The sequence below is a fragment of the Dyella japonica A8 genome (assembly GCF_000725385.1).
Lineage (GTDB): Bacteria > Pseudomonadota > Gammaproteobacteria > Xanthomonadales > Rhodanobacteraceae > Dyella > Dyella japonica_C.
Window position 1 is genome coordinate 851964 of record NZ_CP008884.1, and the last position, 17305, is coordinate 869268.

16 protein-coding genes are annotated in these 17305 nt (G+C 66.0%); 9 read left to right on the forward strand and 7 right to left on the reverse strand.

Translation table 11 applies throughout. From position 1 onward, the window contains the following. Position 1 precedes the first annotated feature (1 nt). From HY57_RS03530 to HY57_RS03540, 3 genes are all read left to right on the forward strand, one after another. Positions 2 to 874, forward strand: a complete 873-nt coding sequence (locus tag HY57_RS03530) for a ParB/RepB/Spo0J family partition protein (protein ID WP_019464150.1) — start codon at positions 2 to 4, stop codon at positions 872 to 874. Between the two features lie 1212 nt (positions 875 to 2086). After that, positions 2087 to 2803 carry a glycosyltransferase gene (locus tag HY57_RS03535; RefSeq protein WP_019463857.1) on the forward strand — a complete coding sequence of 239 codons (717 nt, stop codon included), beginning with the start codon at positions 2087 to 2089 and terminating at the stop codon, positions 2801 to 2803. Between the two features lie 212 nt (positions 2804 to 3015). Beyond that, positions 3016 to 3381: a DUF488 domain-containing protein gene (locus HY57_RS03540; RefSeq protein ID WP_019463858.1), complete on the forward strand. Its 366-nt coding sequence runs from the start codon at positions 3016 to 3018 to the stop codon at positions 3379 to 3381. Between the two features lie 4 nt (positions 3382 to 3385). Here the strand turns inward: HY57_RS03540 and HY57_RS03545 are convergent, their stop codons facing one another. Both HY57_RS03545 and HY57_RS03550 read right to left on the reverse strand, forming a co-directional pair. After that, the gene (locus HY57_RS03545) at positions 3386 to 4345 is read right to left on the reverse strand and encodes a patatin-like phospholipase family protein (protein ID WP_038580440.1); all 960 of its coding nucleotides are present in this window, start codon (positions 4343 to 4345) and stop codon (positions 3386 to 3388) included. Between the two features lie 94 nt (positions 4346 to 4439). Next, positions 4440 to 5411, reverse strand: coding sequence for a helix-turn-helix transcriptional regulator (locus HY57_RS03550; protein ID WP_019463860.1), 972 nt, complete (start codon positions 5409 to 5411; stop codon positions 4440 to 4442). A 143-nt stretch (positions 5412 to 5554) separates the two neighbouring features. Between HY57_RS03550 and HY57_RS03555 the strand changes: the two genes are divergently transcribed. Beyond that, positions 5555 to 6457, forward strand: a complete 903-nt coding sequence (locus HY57_RS03555) for a hypothetical protein (RefSeq protein ID WP_019463861.1) — start codon at positions 5555 to 5557, stop codon at positions 6455 to 6457. Between the two features lie 128 nt (positions 6458 to 6585). Beyond that, a complete protein-coding gene (locus tag HY57_RS03560; protein ID WP_019463862.1) occupies positions 6586 to 7422 on the forward strand; it encodes a DUF481 domain-containing protein in 837 nt (278 codons plus the stop codon). Between the two features lie 75 nt (positions 7423 to 7497). Here HY57_RS03560 and hemC read toward each other — a convergent pair whose 3' ends face one another. After that, the gene (gene hemC, locus HY57_RS03565; RefSeq protein WP_019463863.1) at positions 7498 to 8415 is read right to left on the reverse strand and encodes a hydroxymethylbilane synthase; all 918 of its coding nucleotides are present in this window, start codon (positions 8413 to 8415) and stop codon (positions 7498 to 7500) included. 135 nt (positions 8416 to 8550) lie between these two features. Here hemC and HY57_RS03570 point away from each other — a divergent pair, with 135 nt between their 5' ends. Then, complete coding sequence (locus HY57_RS03570; RefSeq protein ID WP_144240763.1) at positions 8551 to 9219, forward strand: tetratricopeptide repeat protein; 669 nt, start codon at positions 8551 to 8553, stop codon at positions 9217 to 9219. 37 nt (positions 9220 to 9256) lie between these two features. Here HY57_RS03570 and HY57_RS03575 read toward each other — a convergent pair whose 3' ends face one another. From HY57_RS03575 to HY57_RS03585, 3 genes are all read right to left on the reverse strand, one after another. After that, on the reverse strand, positions 9257 to 9961 hold the full coding sequence (locus HY57_RS03575) for a LytR/AlgR family response regulator transcription factor (RefSeq protein ID WP_019463865.1): 705 nt from the start codon (positions 9959 to 9961) through the stop codon (positions 9257 to 9259). Positions 9962 to 9971: 10 nt separating this feature from the next. Then, a complete protein-coding gene (locus HY57_RS03580; RefSeq protein WP_026033688.1) occupies positions 9972 to 11018 on the reverse strand; it encodes a sensor histidine kinase in 1047 nt (348 codons plus the stop codon). 255 nt (positions 11019 to 11273) lie between these two features. After that, positions 11274 to 11939 (reverse strand): alpha/beta hydrolase, encoded by a 666-nt coding sequence (locus HY57_RS03585; RefSeq protein WP_019463867.1) that lies wholly within the window; start codon positions 11937 to 11939, stop codon positions 11274 to 11276. 240 nt (positions 11940 to 12179) lie between these two features. Between HY57_RS03585 and HY57_RS03590 the strand changes: the two genes are divergently transcribed. Further along, positions 12180 to 14615 (forward strand): S9 family peptidase, encoded by a 2436-nt coding sequence (locus HY57_RS03590; RefSeq protein ID WP_019463868.1) that lies wholly within the window; start codon positions 12180 to 12182, stop codon positions 14613 to 14615. Between the two features lie 816 nt (positions 14616 to 15431). Here the strand turns inward: HY57_RS03590 and HY57_RS03595 are convergent. Continuing rightward, positions 15432 to 16256, reverse strand: a complete 825-nt coding sequence (locus HY57_RS03595) for an AraC family transcriptional regulator (RefSeq protein WP_019463598.1) — start codon at positions 16254 to 16256, stop codon at positions 15432 to 15434. A 244-nt stretch (positions 16257 to 16500) separates the two neighbouring features. Between HY57_RS03595 and HY57_RS03600 the strand changes: the two genes are divergently transcribed. Together HY57_RS03600 and HY57_RS03605 are read left to right on the forward strand one after the other, a co-directional pair. Beyond that, positions 16501 to 16740, forward strand: coding sequence for a hypothetical protein (locus HY57_RS03600; RefSeq protein WP_019463597.1), 240 nt, complete (start codon positions 16501 to 16503; stop codon positions 16738 to 16740). A 170-nt stretch (positions 16741 to 16910) separates the two neighbouring features. Then, positions 16911 to 17282, forward strand: a complete 372-nt coding sequence (locus HY57_RS03605; RefSeq protein WP_019463596.1) for a MarR family transcriptional regulator — start codon at positions 16911 to 16913, stop codon at positions 17280 to 17282. Positions 17283 to 17305: the final 23 nt, after the last annotated feature.

Consider the following 17305-nt stretch of genomic DNA (forward strand, 5'->3'; position numbering starts at 1 on the left):
CATGTCCGCTGCGAAAAAACGGGGCCTGGGACGCGGGCTCGACGTGTTGCTGGGCGGGTCGGACGAACCCGGCAAGCCGACGGTACTGGAGCAGGAAGGCGAGCTGCGCACGCTGCCGATCCAGCACATCCAGCCCGGCAAATACCAGCCGCGTCGCCATTGGAACGATGAAGCCCTGGACGAACTGGCTGCCTCCATCCGCGCGCAGGGTCTTATCCAGCCGGTGGTGGTGCGCGAGATCGGCAAGAACCAGTTCGAGCTGATCGCCGGCGAACGCCGCTGGCGCGCCGCGCAGCGCGCGCAGCTCTCCGAGCTGCCCGCGCTGGTGAAGGACGTCCCCGAAGTGGCCGTGCCGGCCATGGCGCTGATCGAGAACATCCAGCGCCAGGACCTTACTCCGCTCGAAGAAGCCGACGCGCTCAAGCGCCTGATCGACGATTTCGACTTGACCCACCAGCAGGCGGCCGATGCGGTGGGCCGTTCGCGTGCGGCGGTGTCCAACCTGCTGCGCCTGACCGAACTGCCGGTGTCCATCAAGCGCCTGCTCGACGAAGGCAAGCTGGAGATGGGCCACGCGCGTTGCCTTATCACCCTGCCCGAAAGCATGGCCGAAGGCCTGGCGCTGGAAGCGTCGCGTCATGGCTGGAGCGTGCGCGAGCTGGAAGAGCACGCCCGCCGCGCGCAGACCGCGCCCAAGGGCAAGGCCAAGCATGCGCCGGCCCGTGATCCGAACGTCGATGCGCTGGAGCGCGAACTGGGCGAGCGTTTTGCCACTCGCGTGGAGTTGGCGCAGGGGCGCGGGGGCAAGGGTAAGTTGGTGATCCACTATCACAGCAACGATGAGCTGGATGGGATTCTGGGGAAGATTCGCTAAGGCGGGTTTTCGCTGGTTTGTCTTCGGTGGTTTGGTTTGCTGGGGTGTGCGTCTGTGCGGCAGACGCCGCGCTCTTTCCTGTTTGGGGGAAGGGTTGGGGTGACGGGTGCCACCTGGCCCTGGGCTTCGTTCTTTAGCCGTCATCTCGGCGCACCCCGAAAAGGGGGCAAGGGCCGGGATCTAGTAGCGGTAGTGGTCGGTTGTCGCCTCGAGCCTTTCCGCGATCTGGCCGCCTACGCGGCGGGCGTTCCGACCTCCTGCCGGAGGCCGGGTCACTTTTCTTTGCTTGCCCAAAAGATCCCACGGGGACTAGCTTCGCGTCGAAAGTAACCAAAAGAAAGGGCCCCCCGGATGACGCGCCTTCCGGGCGTTGCCCGGAAGGTTCGCGGTCGGGTTCCGGGCTTTTCGACGGGGCATCCTGCCCCGACGAAAAGTGCCAGGGATCCCTCCCTGGCACCCCTGCGGGGCCTGATCTCCACCCGCCCGCCGCGTCATACGGGGACCTGGTAGGTCAAAAGCCAAAGCTAAAAGCTAAAAGCCAAAAGTCGAAGCAAGAACTCGGGCCCACGGCGGAGCATCCAAAGTGGCGAGTCCCCTGTGGGAGCGTCCGTGAGGGTTCCGACCACGCCAAAGCGCAGCGAGGCGCTGCTTTAAGTCCTCATCGCTAGGGCGCGTTGCGAAGCGCTTGGAGGTATCCGCTGTGTAGAGGCGGAGGTTGCCGGCCAACAACTTGCCTCAGGCGTTCAGGCTTATCCCCACGAAATGCTGCCAGCTCTGGCTCTCAAGGCCATTTTCTTTGGGTTACTTTTCTTTTGGGCCAGCAAAAGAAAAGTGACTCGGCCTTCGGCAGAAGGTCAAAACGCCCGCTGCGTAAGCGGCCAGGTCGCGGAATCACGGCAACCGGAGGCCAAGAGCAAAGTCACTGGATGACCAGCCATACGGCTGTTGAAAAGCGCCTCCTGCCTCCGCAGGGATGACGGCTAAAGAATGAAGCGGTGGGGCTAGGTTGGCAACGCCCCCTTCACTCCCCCTTGGCGCCCCAGAAAACGGCACACGCCACCCGCCTGGAGGGCCGATAAGTAGGCTCCCGCCGACCAGCACAAACCCCGCCGCGACAGCGTCGCCACCCCCTTGCCCCTGACGCCACGCCCTCCACCCACTAGAATGACGCCCTGGCGCCCCGCGCCCCCTGTTCAAGCCAAGGCTCTCCCCATGCCCCAACTGTCCGTCGTCGTGCCTGTCTTCAACGAGCGCGACAACATCCCGCCGCTGCTCGCCGAAATCGCCAACGCCCTGCGCGGCAAGGTCGACTTCGAAGTCGTGTACGTGGACGACGACTCCAGTGACGACAGCGTGGCCGTGCTGGCCGCGGAGAAGCCCAAGTACCCGGAACTGCGCATCGTCCGCCACCTGACCCGCAGCGGGCAGAGCACGGCGGTGTGGAACGGCGTGCGCGCCGCCCGTTCGCCGTGGATCGCCACGCTGGACGGCGACGGCCAGAACGACCCGGCCGATATCCCCAAGCTGCTCGCCGAGCGGGACAAGTCGGCGCAGAACGTGCGTCTCTTCGCCGGTTGGCGCACCACGCGCCGCGACAGCTTCAACAAGCGCATTTCCTCCAAGATCGCCAACGCGGTGCGCTCGCGCATGCTCCAGGATTCCACGCCCGACACCGGCTGCGGCCTGAAGCTGTTTGATCGCGACGTGTTCATGCGCCTGCCCTACTTCGACCACATGCACCGCTACCTGCCGGCGCTGGTCAAGCGCGCGGGCTTCCAGAGCACCAGCGTGCCGGTGGGCCACCGACCGCGTACGGCGGGCACCTCCAAGTACGGCATGCTCGATCGCCTGTGGGTGGGCATTGCCGACCTGCGCGGCGTCGCATGGCTCATGCGTCGCGGCAAGGTGACCCAGGTCGAAGAGATCTGATCACCGCGCCTCCCCGTGTAGGAGCGCACGTGTGCGCGACAAGCCTACGGAGCGGAGGCGCAAGAGCGCCTGGCGACAAAGACATGGACCGCGGCATCCGCTGCTGAGCCGTGGTCGCGCACACGTGCGCTCCTACAAAAAGGCAAGATGGCTTCAACGCGGCCTTCATCGGCGTATGCTGATGATTCTCAGCTCCGGGAGGCCGCCCACCCATGAGCATTGCCGTTAAGCGCATTTATGAACCCGCCGCCCAGAGCGATGGTTATCGCGTCCTGGTGGATCGCTTGTGGCCACGCGGCCTGAAGAAGGATGACGCCGCGCTCGACGCATGGAGCAAGGAGCTCGCTCCTTCCACGGCGCTGCGCAAATGGTTTGGGCATGACCCCGCACGCTGGGAGTGTTTCCGCCATCGCTACGCATCCGAGCTTGATGCGTCCGGCGAATATTGGCGTCCTTTGCTCACGCAGGCCTCTCGCCATCGCGTCACGCTGCTGTTCGGCGCGCACGACGAAGAACACAACAACGCCGTGGCGCTGAAGTGCTATCTCGATGCGCTGTTGAAGGAATACGCGTACTGACGATTCACGGCCGGCCGGTGAACAGCGCGGCGCGGGTGGGCTGCCAGTTCGACAGCGCCTGGCGTGCCTGCTGGCGACCCATCTCGATCAGTTCGGCGGCGCGGTAGAACTCATAGACCGTGGCGACGTTGCGCGGCATCCGGATCAACAGATCCGGCTCGTAGGCCGCCAGGCGCAGGCGCGAAAGATTGGCCTGCATCAGGTCCATCGACTGCATGAGCAATTCGAGCATGCCCGGCTCGCGCGACTTCTCGGCGCCGTGCGGCACCAGCTTGCCGATGAACTCGCCGATGCGCGAACGGTAGCTGTCGGGGTTTTCCGTTGGCGTGGCCGGCACGACGTCCGGTGTGCCCGCGTCGGGTGGGCCGTCCATGCTTACCGCGAACAGGTAGTCCGCGGGTTCGCGGATCAGTGGCGTCACCGGCACGGGATTGAGCAGGCCGCCGTCGATCAGCCGGCGCTCGGACAGGACGTGAGGGCGGAACAGGGTGGGAATGGCGATGGAGGCGCGGATTGCGTCGAACAGCGGGCCACGTGTGAGCCACACCTCGCGCTCGCGGTCCAGGTCGGTCGCCACGGCGGTATAGGCCAGCGGCAGGTCTTCGATGGCGGCGTCGCCGATCAGGCCACGCATCGTCTCGATGATGCGCTCGCCCTTGATGAGGCCGCCACCGGACAGCGTCCAGTCGACCAGCTTGAGCACATCCATCTTGGCGAGCGAGCAGACCCAGTCGCGGTACACGGCCAGCTTGCCCATGGCGTAGATGCCGCCGATGAGCGCGCCCATGGAGGTGCCGGCAATGGCGACGATCTGGTAGCCCTGCGCTTCGATTTCCTCGATCGCGCCGATATGCGCCAATCCCTTGGCTCCCCCGGAACCAAGCGCGAGAGCGACGGTCGGTTTCTTCGTGGCGGCGGCTTTGGCGGGCAGCGTTGAGGGATCGGCGGTATCAGTGGCGCTCATGAGCGGCATAACGAGAAACGAGTGGAGAGGAGTGAGTAGCGCGAGGGAGCGTCAGCGCTTTCCCTTGCCATTCACTTCTGTTTACTCGTTTCTCTCACTGATAGCCACCCAGCGCCAGCTGCAGCTGGATCTTCATTTCCTCCCGCAGCGACAACGGCGCCACCACTTCCGCATCCGGGCCGTACTTGAGCACGTCCATCAGCAGTTCCTTGGAATTGGAATAGGGCACCTGCAATTCGTAGCGGCCGTCCGGCAGCCACTCGCCCTTCTGCTGCGAGTGCCAGTGCTCGTCCGCCACCCAGCGCGCGGCATGCTGCGAGAAGCGCAGCGTGGCCCAGGCCTTGGGCTTGCCGGCGAAGATGCCGTAGCTGGAGGCGAGCGCGTCGTTGAGTTCCTGCTCGGGCACGTCACGGGCGGGCTCGTCGAGCGCCTGCGGCTCGGCGATGCGGTCCACGGCGAAGCTGCGCAACGCCTCGCGGTCGTGATCCCACACGTCCAGATACCAGTTATCGCGGTAGTGCGTGAGGCGCTGTGGCGACACGCGGCGATGGCTATCGGAATTCGTGGTGCGCGCGCGATAGCGGAAGCGCAGCTGCTTGCGTTCAAGCACCGCGCCGGCCACCACGCGGAACACCTGCTGGTCGAGCTTGCGCTCGCCCCACGCAATGACGCGGATGCGTTCGATCGGCAATGTCTTGCCGGTACCCTGGTCGGACAGCAGGTGTTCGATGCGCGCCTTGAACGGCGCGAGCGCACCCGCAAGTACACCCGGGCCGCTGCGTCCGATCAGCTCGTTGAGGGCAAGCAACGCAGCCAGTTCATCGGAGGTGAGCCACAAGCCAGGCAGTTCGAAGCGTTCGCCTTCACCCACGGCATAGCGGAACGCGGCGTGTTCGCCGCCCGCGCTCTCGATGGGCGCGCCCAGCGCGTCGCGCAGGAAGGCCACGTCGCGGTAAAGCGTCGCTCGCGAGCACTCCAGCTCGTCCATCAGGCGAGGCAGAGGCACGGGGTAGTGCGCCGACTTGAGCAGTCGGTGCAAGGTCAGAATGCGCTCGTAACGATCCATGAAATCACTTTCGACGGCTGGCTCCGCGTAGCATGCGCACGGCCGGCGCCAGTCGCAAGTCCACCAGATGGTGATATTCAGCAAGACCACGCCACGGTCACGTGCGCGTGATCCCCTCTTCACGTACAAAAGACGCCACACTCATGAAACCGCGCCATACCTTGCAAAGGCATGCCACCACGGGCGACGGACAGCGCCCTGCCAGGGCGCGCCCCCGTCCGCTCGCCGCCACCTTGCTCCATGTCGCCGGCTACGACGGTTTTGGCCTGTGGATGGTGCTTGGGCTTGCCCTGGCCATCGGCGTGTATGCCGACGGCCGTGGGGGCGTGCTGGTGCCGATTGCGCTGGGTACGCTGCTGGTGGCCGTGGGCCTGCTTGCCGCCTGCGCCCACTCACGCTGGATGCCGCACTGGCATGGCTGGATCATCGTCAAAGGCTCACGGCCCACGCGCGACGCGCTTATCGCGCTTGCCTGCGGCTTGCCGGTGCTGGCGGTGGCGGGCCTTGCGCGCGGCGACAATTCGTTCTGGGCCACGCGCCTGTCTGGCGCGGCCATGGCGCTGTGCAGCCTGTGCAGCCTGATCCTCACCGCCTACGCCGACGCCCGGCGGCAGGCACCGGACATGGATCATCATCTCGCCACGCAGTTGCCGCTGAGCCGCGTGGTGTCGGCCACCTACGGCGGCGGCCTGTGGCTTTGGCTCTGCGCCGCGGGCCAGGGCGTCAGTGAGGATGGACTGCACCCGACCGGGTGGATCGTCGGCCTGCTGGTGCTGGCGTTGCTGCGTGGCCTGGTGGAGAGCCTGCGCTGGCAGGCGGCCCTGCAGCGGGTGATCGCGCCCCGCGGTCGGCTGGAATTGCAGCCCGGACGTTTCCTGGCTGCGCTGCTGGTTTACGCGGTGCCGTGCGCCGCCCTGCTGCTGATGAGTTTCGGCGTCGGCTGGCTCGCCCTGGCCTCCGTGGCGGCCATCAGTTGCACGCTGGGCATGGCGACCGAGCTTAGTTTGTATGATGAAGCCCTGGCAGCCTTGCCAGGCGGCCCCTAGAGCCAGGCTCCATGGCGCCCGCCGGGCCTTTGCGCTGAATACCCGCAGCCCCGGTTCACAGGCAGTTCAATCCGCCCCGTTAAGGTGGCGGGCTGTGACAGTTTTTAACGAAAAAGGAACAAATCCCCATGAACAAGACCCTGATGGCGGGCGCCCTGCTCGCAGCGCTGGTCAGTTTTGGCGCCCAGGCCGACGATGCGCCAGCCAATCCGGCCAACAACGGCGGGTGGACGGGTTCGGGCGAATTCGGTTTCGCCTCCTCCTACGGCAACTCCCGCTCGGAAAACATCAACGCCAAGCTCGGCCTGAACCAGGAAAACGACCTGTGGAAGAACAACTTCTTCCTCAACGGCCTGCGCTCCAAGGGCGACGTCAAAGTGGTGGACCAGCAGGGCAACACGGTTGACCGCCTGACCACGACGGCCAACCGTTACGACACCGGCGCTTCGGTGGGCTACAAGCTCGACCCGCGCAGCTACATTGTGACCGCCGCACGCTATGAGCACGACGATTTCGGCGCCAACCTGTGGCAGGGCATCATCTCGGTGGGCTACGGCTACGTGGCGTTGAAGACGGAACGCACCGAGCTGTCGTTCGAAGTTGGCCCCGGTTACAAGCGTTATCGCCCGGCCGACGAAAATGTGCCGGTGACGGTGACTAACCCGGACGGCACCACCACGACGACGTCGGAAAAGGTTCGCCAGAACACCGTGAGCGAAGCGGTGGGCCGTGGCCTGATCAACTACAAGTACCGTCTCACCAGCAATACGGCGCTGGAAGACACGCTGCTGATCGAAGCGGGTTCGGACAACAAGTACTACCAGAACGACATCGGCCTGGCGGTGAGCATGACCAAGAAGGTCGCGCTCAAGCTCGGCTACCAGTTGCGCTACAACAGCGACGTGCAGCCGGGCACGCAAAGCACGGATTCGCTGGTGACGACCAACCTGCTCTACAACTTCTAAGCGTTCGCAGCACACCCTTGGCCGCCCTGGCGGAACCGTCGACGACGGCTTTCGCGGGGCGGCTTTCTTTTGCTGTCAGCGGCCCAGCAGCGCGCCCGCGCCCAGGTCGAACAGCGCCTGTGCCACCTGTTTGCCGAGCGCCTCGGCCTGGTCGCCTTCCGCTTCGGCCTGGGCCTGCAGCAGGCGGCCGCTGCTGACGTCACCCACCATGCCGCGCAGGTGCAGGCCGCGTTCGGTCACGGTGCACCAGGCGCCTACCGGCACGGTGCAGCTGCCACCCAGTGCCTGGTTCATCGAGCGCTCGGCGGTGACGGCAAGGCGGGTTTGGGCATCGTCCAGCGCACTCAGCAGCGCGAGCACCTCGGGCCGGTCGGAGCGGGCTTCAATGGCGATGGCGGCCTGCCCCGGCGCCGGCAGCCAGTCGGGTGCGGCGAGGCGGTTGCGGATGCGGGACGCCAGACCCAGCCGTTCCAGCCCGGCGCAGGCGAGCAGGATCGCGTCGTAATGGCCGGCGTCGAGCTTGGCCAGGCGGGTACCGACATTGCCGCGCAGGTCGAGCAGGGTCAGGTCGGGGCGCACGGCGCGCAGCTGCGCCTGGCGGCGCAGCGACGAGGTGCCCACGCGCGCGCCCAGCGGCAGCGCGGCCAGGTCGGCGTAGTCGTTGCTCACGAAGGCGTCGGCCGCATCGGCGCGGGGCAGGATGGCCGGTAGCGCAAAGCCGGGCTCCAGCTCGGCCGGCACGTCCTTGAGCGAATGCACGGCCAGGTCGGCGCGGCCTTCCAGCATCGCGACCTCCAGCTCCTTCAGGAACAGGCCCTTGCCGCCAATGGTGGCGAGCGGCTGGTCGAGGATTTCATCACCTCGCGTCGACAGCGGGACCAGATCCACGATCAACCCCCGATGGACCGCGCGCAGTTCCGCGGCGACGTGTTCGGCCTGCCAAAGGGCGAGCGCGCTCTTGCGGGTGGCGATACGCAGCAGGGTTGGCGTCATGGTTCTCTCTGGTGGTGCCATGCGGGGCTTTGTCGGGATCCTATTGTCGCGTAATTGTTGTCGCGGCTGCATTAGGTATGGCGTCGCACGAGGGGCTATCCTGATGCCGGAACGGAGACAGCAAGGAGTGTTGTCATGAATATCCGCAGGATGGTTTGCACGGTTGTTTTCGCCATGGCTGGCCATGCCGCGCTCGCGGCCGAGGTGGCTCCGCCCGTGGAGCCCACGGGCAACGGGTTGCCGGTACTGTTGCCCGACGGACGCCCCTACACCGATCCGGACGTGACGGCGCGCGGCCTGCCGGAAGCCTCGGCGTTCAATCAGGCCCAGTATCCCAGTGTATTCCCGCAGATCTCGCCGGTGCGCGAGTTGACCGACGAAGGCTGGCTGGCGGCGAGCACGCATCGCGCCAGCGCGGCGCAGATCAACTTTCAGCGCGCCCTGCGCATCAAGCCGAATGACCGCCGCCTGCTGTGGGCCTATGGCTGGAGCATGATCAATCTTGGCGATCCGGCGTGTGCGCTGGAGGCGTTCCAGCGAAACCTCTCGTTGCGCCCGGGCCAACGGCCGCAGTGGGTGCCGATGGCCATGGCGCTGACCTACACGGCCTCGGGCCAGCGTGATGCCGCGCTGGCCTGGTATCGCGCGGCGGCCTTGAGTGACCCGGTGCGCTTTGGCACCGACAACGCCACCTTGCGCACGACGCTGCACTGGACGTCCAGCGAGCGAGCGCTGATCCGGCAGTTGATCGGTTACGCCGCGCAGGGCGACAACCCCTCCGTGAGGGAGCTGGCCGTGCGTTGACGGCGGCACGAAGCGGTGGGTGCCCTCGCCCGCCGCTTCACCCCATGCGCAGCAGCTTGCGCAAGGCCGGCAGGTTGCGCCGGCTGACTTCCGGCATCAGTTCCGTACCACCCAGCCGCGCCAGCACGCGGCCGTCGGTGAGCGTCTTCAGGCCGATCAACCGTTGCGCCGGCACCAGACAATTGCGATGCAGGCGGATCAGCGTGTCGGGATAAGCGTCCTCGAGCTGGCGCAACGAATCTTCCAGCAGTAGCTGCCCGCCGCGATGCTGCACCACCACGTACTTTTCTTCCGCCAACAGGCTGATCACGTCGTCCAGGGCGACCCGCACCTGTTCGCCGCGCAGGCGTCCGTGCAGATAGCCGCCGGTGTCGCCGGGCGCTTGTTGCAGGCGCAGGCGTGCGCGTTGCAATGCCTCGTTGAGGCGCTCCAGACGCACCGGTTTCAGCAGGTAATCCACCGCGCCAAGTTCAAAGGCGTGCAGGGCGTGGCTTTCATAGGCCGTGCAGAACACCACCAGAGGCCGTTTGCTGCCGGCGAGCCGCTGTGCGAGCGCGGTGCCGCTGATGCCGGGCATGTTGATGTCCAGCAGCAGCACGTCAGGCTGGCATTCGCCCACGGCGTCGATGGCCGCTTCGCCATCGCCGACACTGCCCACCACGTCGACATCGCTGCATCCGGCCAGCAGCGCCGCGAGGCGCGTGCGTGCCAGGGGTTCGTCGTCCACGATAAGTACGCGCATGAGTCCGGTTCTACTGGGTTGGCAACTGCAGGCACACCACGAAGCGACCGGCGTCGGGGCCGGCCGTCACGCGCGCGCCCGGCCCGTAACGATACGCGACGCGGCGGCGCACATTGTCCAGGCCATGGCCGTGGCCGCCGGGCGTGGGCACGTTCGCCAGCGGGTTGTCGATCTCGATACGCACGCCATCGCGTTCGCGACGGCCGCGCAGGATCACCTCGCCGCCTTCGCGCAGTGGCTGGATGCCGTGGCGCACGGCGTTTTCCACCAGCGGCTGCAGCAGCAGGCGCGGGAGCGGGAAGCCCGCGGGCAGGTCATCCAGTTCGCGGCGCACGCGCAGGCGCTCGCCCAGCCGCAGTTGTTCGATGTCGAGATAGCGGTCGACCAGGCCCAGCTCTTCAGCCAGCGTACCGTCGTGCGTGCTGTGTTCGCCAAGCGCCGCGCGGAAGAGTTCGGAGAGATCTTCCACCGTGCGTTCGGCGGCGGCAGGATCAACCCGCACCAGGGCCGCTACGGTGTTCATGCTGTTGAACAGGAAGTGCGGGCGGATGCGCGCCTGCAGGGCGGCCACCTGTGCCTGCGACACGGCCTCCAGCCGGGTCTGCCACTGCGCGAGCAGATAGAAATAGCGCAGCATCGCCGCGCCCAGCAACGCCGCGATCATCGTGTTGTTGACGACGAACGTGCCGGCGGTATCGCGCAGCAGCTCCATCTGCATGACGCCGTCCATCCAGTACACCAGCAGGCTGCCGCCAGCCACGATCCACACCATCGCCAGCCACACGCCCGCGTACGACGCGTTGCCCGGCAAGCGGACGAACAGCGGCCGCAACTTGCACAGCGCCACGCCGATCACCACGGCCAGCCAGTCGGCGAACAGCATGCCCACGGTATAGCCGCGCCAGCCGTGGCTGTTGTTGGGCGCCAGCCACATCACCGTCACGGTGATCGATGCCGTGATCAGCAGCGCAAAGATCACCGGCCCGCTGCAGAAATCAGGCAGCGGGCGATGCTCCGGACGAATAGGCGCTGTTGTAGCGGTGGCAGGCTCCCTCATGCGAAGGAGTATGCCGCATGCGTGCGTAGGCTTCCTTGCATGGCATCCCAGCCTGACGGGCGCCAGGAGCCTGTTGAAAATCTCACCGTAGCGCCCTGCTTCCCCTCACCGTCATCCCCGCGAACCCCGAAAAGGGGGCAAGAGCGGGGATCCAGTGACTTTAGGTTTTCGATGGCGCTTAGAGGCACTGGATCCCCGCCTTCGCGGGGATGACGATGAGGAACTTGGGTCTTGAGGGCGATCGTGAAGAGGCGCTCAGGCCTCCAGTCGCACCGTCATCCACTGGCGCAGGTCGGCCACTTCCTCGGCGCATACCGAATGCGGCATCGGGTAGGTGTGCCAGCTCACCGGGTAACCCAGGGACTGCAGCAGGTCACGCGAATTTACGCCGCGGGTGAGCGGCACGATCGGATCGGCGGTGCCATGACCCCAGAACACCGGCGTCTGTCCATTGGCGGGGCTGCGCTCGGCGACGAAGGCCTCCTGCAGCGGCAGGTAGGTGGACAGCGCGATCACGCCAGCCAGTGTCCCGGCGTGGCGCAGCCCCGCCGACAGGGCGATGGCGCCACCCTGCGAAAAGCCCGCCAGCAGGATCCGTTCGGAAGGCACGCCACGCTCGTTCTCGCGGGCGATCAGCGCTTCCACGCTGGCGACGGAGGCGCGCATGCCCGTCTCGTCCTGCCGGGAAATGAGATCGACGCCGACGATGTCATACCAGGCGCGCATGGGCATGCCGCCGTTGACTGTCACCGGCCGCACCGGCGCATGCGGGAACACGAAGCGCAGCGCAGGCCACGAGGGCGAAACCAGCTCCGGCACGATGGGCGCGAAATCGTTGCCATCGGCGCCCAGCCCGTGCATCCAGATCACGCTGTGGCCGGGATTCGGGGCGGTTTCGATCTCAACGGTAGGCAGGGGCATAGGGATTCGCCGGGGCTTGGGGACTGCAGGAAAGCATGCCGCGAAGACATGCGGGAGAACCTCACCGAACGCACGGCTCGCGGGTTGGACGACACACGCCCGCCATGCGGGCACGCGGCCGAGGCGCAAGGGTAACCGCCAAGACTAGCTGTCTAGGCCGTTAGTTTGAACCTAGACCATCGGCGCTTGTGCGGCACGGGGCCTTGGCTATGCTGCCCTGTTTTGACTGTGGAGCCCTCCATGCGCCGAACGCTGTTTGCCGGCCTCGCCGCCCTCGCCACCCTGCCGGCGGCGGCCGTGTCGCCCCCGTCGTCGGTTGGCCAGCTCGACCTGGAAACCATCATGGCCAATCCGGACTGGATCGGCGTGGCGGTGGAGCAGCCCTACTGGAGCGCGGACGGCCACAGCCTGTACTACTCGCTCAAGCGCGAGGGCAGCAAGGTGCGCGACCTGTACCGCGTGGATCCCGCCGGTGGCCAGAGCGTGAAGCTCGACCCGGCTGCCATGGCGCAGGCCGAGGGCCCGGCGGTCTATGACCGCGCGCATCGCCACGCCGCCTATGTGATGCATGGCGACATCTTCATGATCGACCTGTCCAGCGGCCGCCGCGTGCAGGTCACCCGCTCGTCGGCGCCGGAATCCGCGCCGCGCTTCTCCAGCGATGGCCGCAGCCTGCAGTATCGCCAGGGCAACGACTGGTTCGTCTACGACCTTGCCTCGGGCGTGAGCGGCCCTGCCGCTGTGCTGCGCTTCAGCGACGACCCGCAGGAAAAGAAGCCCGATCCGCTCAAGGACATGCAGCTGGGGCTGTTCAAGTCGCTGCGCGAGAACAAGTCGGACAAGGACGCCGCGCGCGAGAACGACGACGCGATGATGGCCGCCGACCCTGGCCGCGCGCCCAAGCCCATCTATCTGGGCGACGGCGGCGAGCCGGCCGACACTGAGCTGTCGCCCGATGGCCGCTGGATGGTGGTCGTGACCAAGCCCAAGGGCGCGAAGGAAGGCAAGCGCCCCGAGGTCACCCACTACGTCACCGAATCCGGCTACGCCGAGCAGCAGGAGACGCGCGTCTACGTGGGCCACAATGATCCCGCGCCGCAGTCGCTGGTGTTGGTGGACCTGAAGGCCGCCAAGTTCTATCCGCTCAAGACCGACGGCCTGCCCGGCATCAAGGATGATCCGCTCAAGGGCATTCGCGCCAAGACCGTGGCCGCCCTGCAGAAGGACGGCAAGGCCGACGAAGCCAAGGCACTGAAGGCGCCGGACGTGCGCGCGGTGCGCATCATCTCCAGCGCCGACGACGGCGGCGGTGGTGGCATCGTGTGGAGTGACGACGGCCAGAACGTCGCCATCCAACTGCGCGCCATCGACAACAAGGATCGCTGGATCGCCAGCGTCGATTTCGACAAGCACGCGCTGGTCAACCAGGACCGTCTCACCGACAACGCCTGGATCAACTGGAACTTCAACGATTTCGGCTGGCTCAAGGACGGCCGCACGCTGTGGTACCTCAGTGAGGACACCGGCTACTCGCAGCTCTACACCAAGCCGCTGGGCGGCAAGGCCAAGGCGCTGACCACCGGCAAGTTCGAAGTGAGCCATCCGGCGCTGAGCGACGACGGCCAGTGGTTCTACATGCGCACCAACCAGGTCGCGCCCTACAGCTACGACGTCTATCGCGTGCCGAGTGCCGGCGGCGAGCTGACCCGCCTCACGCAGTACCAGGGCATGGACGACTTCGCCTTGTCGCCCGATGGCCGCCAGCTGGCCGTGCTGCATTCCTCACCGTACACGCTGGCGCAGCTGGCCGTGCAGAGCGTCGACGGCGGCACGCCGCGCGAACTCACCAACACCATGAAGCCGGCTTTCACCGCGCACGCGTGGATCCAGCCGAAGATCGTCGGCGTGCCGTCCTCGCATGGCGCGGGCACGATCTGGGCGAAGTACTACGGCCCGGCCGACGAGGCCGCTGCCGCCTCGCGTCCCGCGGTGATCTTCGTGCACGGCGCGGGCTACCTGCAGAACGTCACGCTGTCGTACTCCAACTACTTCCGCGAACAGATGTTCCACAACCTGCTGGTGCAGCAGGGCTACGTGGTGCTGGACATGGACTACCGCGCCTCCGAAGGCTACGGCCGCGCGTGGCGCACCGCGATCTACCGCCAGATGGGTCATCCGGAACTGGAAGACCTGCTCGACGGCAAGGCATGGTTGGTGAAGAACCACGGCGTGGATCCCCAGCGCGTGGGCATGTACGGCGGCAGCTACGGCGGCTTCATGACGCTGATGTCCCTGCTGCGCGCGCCGGGCGAGTTCGCTGCGGGCTCCGCATTGCGTCCGGTGACCGACTGGACCAGCTACAACCACGAGTACACGTCCAACATCCTCAACGATCCCCAGCTCGATCCGGAGTCGTACCAGATCAGCTCGCCGATCAACTACGCCGACAAGCTGCAGGATCCGCTGTTGATGCAGCACGGCCTGATCGACGACAACGTGCTGACCAGCGACACCATTCGCCTCTACCAACGCTTCATCGAGTTGCACAAGAACAATTTCTGGATGTCGCTGTATCCGATGGAGCGGCACGGCTTCCAGCATCCGGATTCGTGGTACGACGAGTACCGTCGGATTGACGAGTTGTTCAATACGTATGTGAAGCCCGCGAAGCAGTGATGCTTGTGTTCCCTCTCCCTGAAAGGGGAGAGGGTTGGGGTGAGGGGCGCAATCTAGCCTCACCGTTTGTATCGTCATCCCGGCGTAGGCCGGGATCCAGTAGCGTCGGTAATCGGTTGTCGCCTTAGGCAACACGGCTTGGCTCTAGCGCTCCCGCGACCTGGCTCGCATGCGGCGGGCTTCCGACCTCCTTCCGGAAGGCGCGTCATCCCGGGACCCGGCAGGTCAAAAGCCAAAGCTAAAAGCTAAAAGCTAAAAGCCGAAGCAAGAACCCGAGCCATTGGCGAAGCTTTCAAAGAGTCGAGTCCCTTGTGGGAGCGCACCCTGTGCGCGACAGCGGCGCCTCGTAGTCACGGCTCCGTTAGGTTGTCGCGCACAGGGTGCGCTCCCACAGAAAAGAGCGCGGTCGTGCGGGTTCCCTCAGAGCCAAAGTGAAGCAAGGCGCCGCTTTAAGCCCTCATCGCCATGGCGCGTTGCGAAGCGCATGGAACTACCCGCTGTTTAGAGGCGAAGGTCGCCAAGCAACAAACCGCCTCAAGCGTTCGAGCTTTTTCCCACGAAATGCTGCCAGCTCTGGCTCTCAAGGCCATTTTCTTTGGGTTACTTTTCTTTTGGGCCAGCAAAAGAAAAGTGACTCGGCCTTCGGCAGAAGGTCGAAACGCCCGCTGCGTAAGCGGCCCGATCGCGGTCACGTCCGAGGTGACAACCAACCGCAAAGTCACTGGATGACCAGCCTTCGGCTGTTGTGAAGCGCCTCCGGCCTGCGCCGGGATGACGGGTAGGTAAGGTGAGGCGAGAGTGCCCCCTCACCCCCACCTACTGCCCCGCCTGCGCCGCAAAATACCTCGCCGGCGGCTGCCCAAAACTCCGCCGGAACATCGCCACAAACGCACTCACACTCGCATACCCCAACGCATCCGCCACCGACGACACCGGCTCGCCATCCGCCAGCCGCTCAAGCCCGCGCGACAACCGCGCCAATTGCCGCCACTGCGCAAAACTCAACGCCGTCTCGCTGCGGAACAAGCGGCTGAGGCTGCGCGGCGACAGGCCCGCCCACACCGCCCACTCGTCCAGCCCACGGTTGTCGTTCGGGTTCTCCAACAGCGCCACGGCGATGCGCAATGCACGGCGGTCCGTCGGCATCGGCAGGTGCAGTGGTTCGTGGCGCGCGCGGCAGATCTCTTCCAGCAGGACGCGGGTGATCCGCTCCTGGCTCTCGTCGAGCTCCCGCTCCCATACCCATGAACTCGCGCGGCGCACCAGCGCGCGCATCAGTTCGGTGACACCGATGACGCAGGGGGCGGCGGGCAGGCAGCCGCATTCAAGCGGGGTGACGAACACACCCCAGCCGCTCATCGCGCCGCTGAGGGTCACCGTGTGCTCCACGCCCGCCGGCATCCAGCCCGCGCGGTGCGGCGGCAGCAACCAGGAGCCCTGCGCCGTGCGCACGTGCACCAGCCCGCTTTCCACGCAGTACAGCTGGCCTCGCGCGTGGGAATGCCAGTCGTACTGGCGGGTGTTTTCGCTGTATTCGCTCGAGGCCTCGCCTTCGGTCCAATAGGCGATCACGGAGGGGCCGTCCAGTCGTTCGATCAACGCGTGGAACTGTGCTTCATCCTTCTCGGTGACATGACCCATGGCCGATTCTCGACAAACTTTGACCAAATAACGCTAACAGTATTCCCTGCGCCTGCTCAATCATGCTGGCCCGATCCCCACCGCTGCCGCCGCTCGCGGTGCCAAACGCGGCGTCGGTCGCGGTTTCCCCCACCCGTGCCATTCCTCCTGCTTGAAGTGGCACGGTCACGCCCGCACCCCGACACGCGTCCTGAAGAAGCAAGCACGCGGCGCCGCCGCCCGGCGTCGAAGGGAGAGCCGATCCATGTCGATGATTGCCGTACGCACGCCCACCGCCGAGACCGCCCCGCTGGAGGCATTCGTGGCCTGTGCCCACCAGATGCTGGCCCCCGAGACCCCCGAGGCCGCCCGCCGCGCGTTGGAGCCGCGGCTGGTCGCCCTGTTGCCGGCGCTGCGCGCGCTGGGGGTGTTCGAGCTGTTCGAGCTGCGCCATCCCGCCCTGCGCGCCTGGCTGGAAGACGAGATGCGGGAGGGGCGCCATTGAGGTTGGCTCAAATTTGTTCGGGCAAAATCTATCCTGACCATATTTGCCTTGACAAATATATTTCCGGCAATAAAATTGCCGTTCTCATGAGCCCCTCTAACCCTCCTTCGTATCCGCAGGACAGCATTGGCGTCCTCGTTGGGCTGGTTCGCAGCGAGATCGTCCGCAAGATGGAGGCCGAGCTGCAGGCCTCGGGCGTGGACCTGCGCTTTACCCAGTTCCTGATCCTCAAGCGCCTTGCCCACATGGGCCCGATGTCAGCCAGCGAGCTCGCCCGCGCGGTGGAACTGGATGGCGGCGCCATGACCCGCCAGCTCGACCAGCTCGAACGCAAGGGCCTGCTGCGCCGCCAGCCGCATGAGCAGGACCGCCGCGCCCTGCGCATCGAGCTGACCCCGGCCGGCGATGCCATATGGCGACAGATCACGCCGTGCAACGACCGCGTCCTGGATGCGGCCCAGAAGGCGCTGAACCCGACCGAGCGTGAGCAGCTGCGCGATTACCTGGTGCGCGTGCTCGAAGCGCTCCGCGACATGAATTGATCCGTTTCACTTTCCTGGAAACC

Bases quoted from the DNA above. Each gene is read 5' to 3' on its own strand.
- HY57_RS03530 (WP_019464150.1), top strand. From the start codon at position 2: ATGTCCGCTGCGAAAAAACGGGGCCTGGGACGCGGGCTCGACGTGTTG.
- HY57_RS03535 (WP_019463857.1), top strand. From the start codon at position 2,087: ATGCCCCAACTGTCCGTCGTCGTGCCTGTCTTCAACGAGCGCGACAAC.
- HY57_RS03540 (WP_019463858.1), top strand. From the start codon at position 3,016: ATGAGCATTGCCGTTAAGCGCATTTATGAACCCGCCGCCCAGAGCGAT.
- HY57_RS03545 (WP_038580440.1), bottom strand. From the start codon at position 4,345: ATGAGCGCCACTGATACCGCCGATCCCTCAACGCTGCCCGCCAAAGCC.
- HY57_RS03550 (WP_019463860.1), bottom strand. From the start codon at position 5,411: ATGGATCGTTACGAGCGCATTCTGACCTTGCACCGACTGCTCAAGTCG.
- HY57_RS03555 (WP_019463861.1), top strand. From the start codon at position 5,555: ATGAAACCGCGCCATACCTTGCAAAGGCATGCCACCACGGGCGACGGA.
- HY57_RS03560 (WP_019463862.1), top strand. From the start codon at position 6,586: ATGAACAAGACCCTGATGGCGGGCGCCCTGCTCGCAGCGCTGGTCAGT.
- hemC (WP_019463863.1), bottom strand. From the start codon at position 8,415: ATGACGCCAACCCTGCTGCGTATCGCCACCCGCAAGAGCGCGCTCGCC.
- HY57_RS03570 (WP_144240763.1), top strand. From the start codon at position 8,551: ATGAATATCCGCAGGATGGTTTGCACGGTTGTTTTCGCCATGGCTGGC.
- HY57_RS03575 (WP_019463865.1), bottom strand. From the start codon at position 9,961: ATGCGCGTACTTATCGTGGACGACGAACCCCTGGCACGCACGCGCCTC.
- HY57_RS03580 (WP_026033688.1), bottom strand. From the start codon at position 11,018: ATGAGGGAGCCTGCCACCGCTACAACAGCGCCTATTCGTCCGGAGCAT.
- HY57_RS03585 (WP_019463867.1), bottom strand. From the start codon at position 11,939: ATGCCCCTGCCTACCGTTGAGATCGAAACCGCCCCGAATCCCGGCCAC.
- HY57_RS03590 (WP_019463868.1), top strand. From the start codon at position 12,180: ATGCGCCGAACGCTGTTTGCCGGCCTCGCCGCCCTCGCCACCCTGCCG.
- HY57_RS03595 (WP_019463598.1), bottom strand. From the start codon at position 16,256: ATGGGTCATGTCACCGAGAAGGATGAAGCACAGTTCCACGCGTTGATC.
- HY57_RS03600 (WP_019463597.1), top strand. From the start codon at position 16,501: ATGTCGATGATTGCCGTACGCACGCCCACCGCCGAGACCGCCCCGCTG.
- HY57_RS03605 (WP_019463596.1), top strand. From the start codon at position 16,911: ATGGAGGCCGAGCTGCAGGCCTCGGGCGTGGACCTGCGCTTTACCCAG.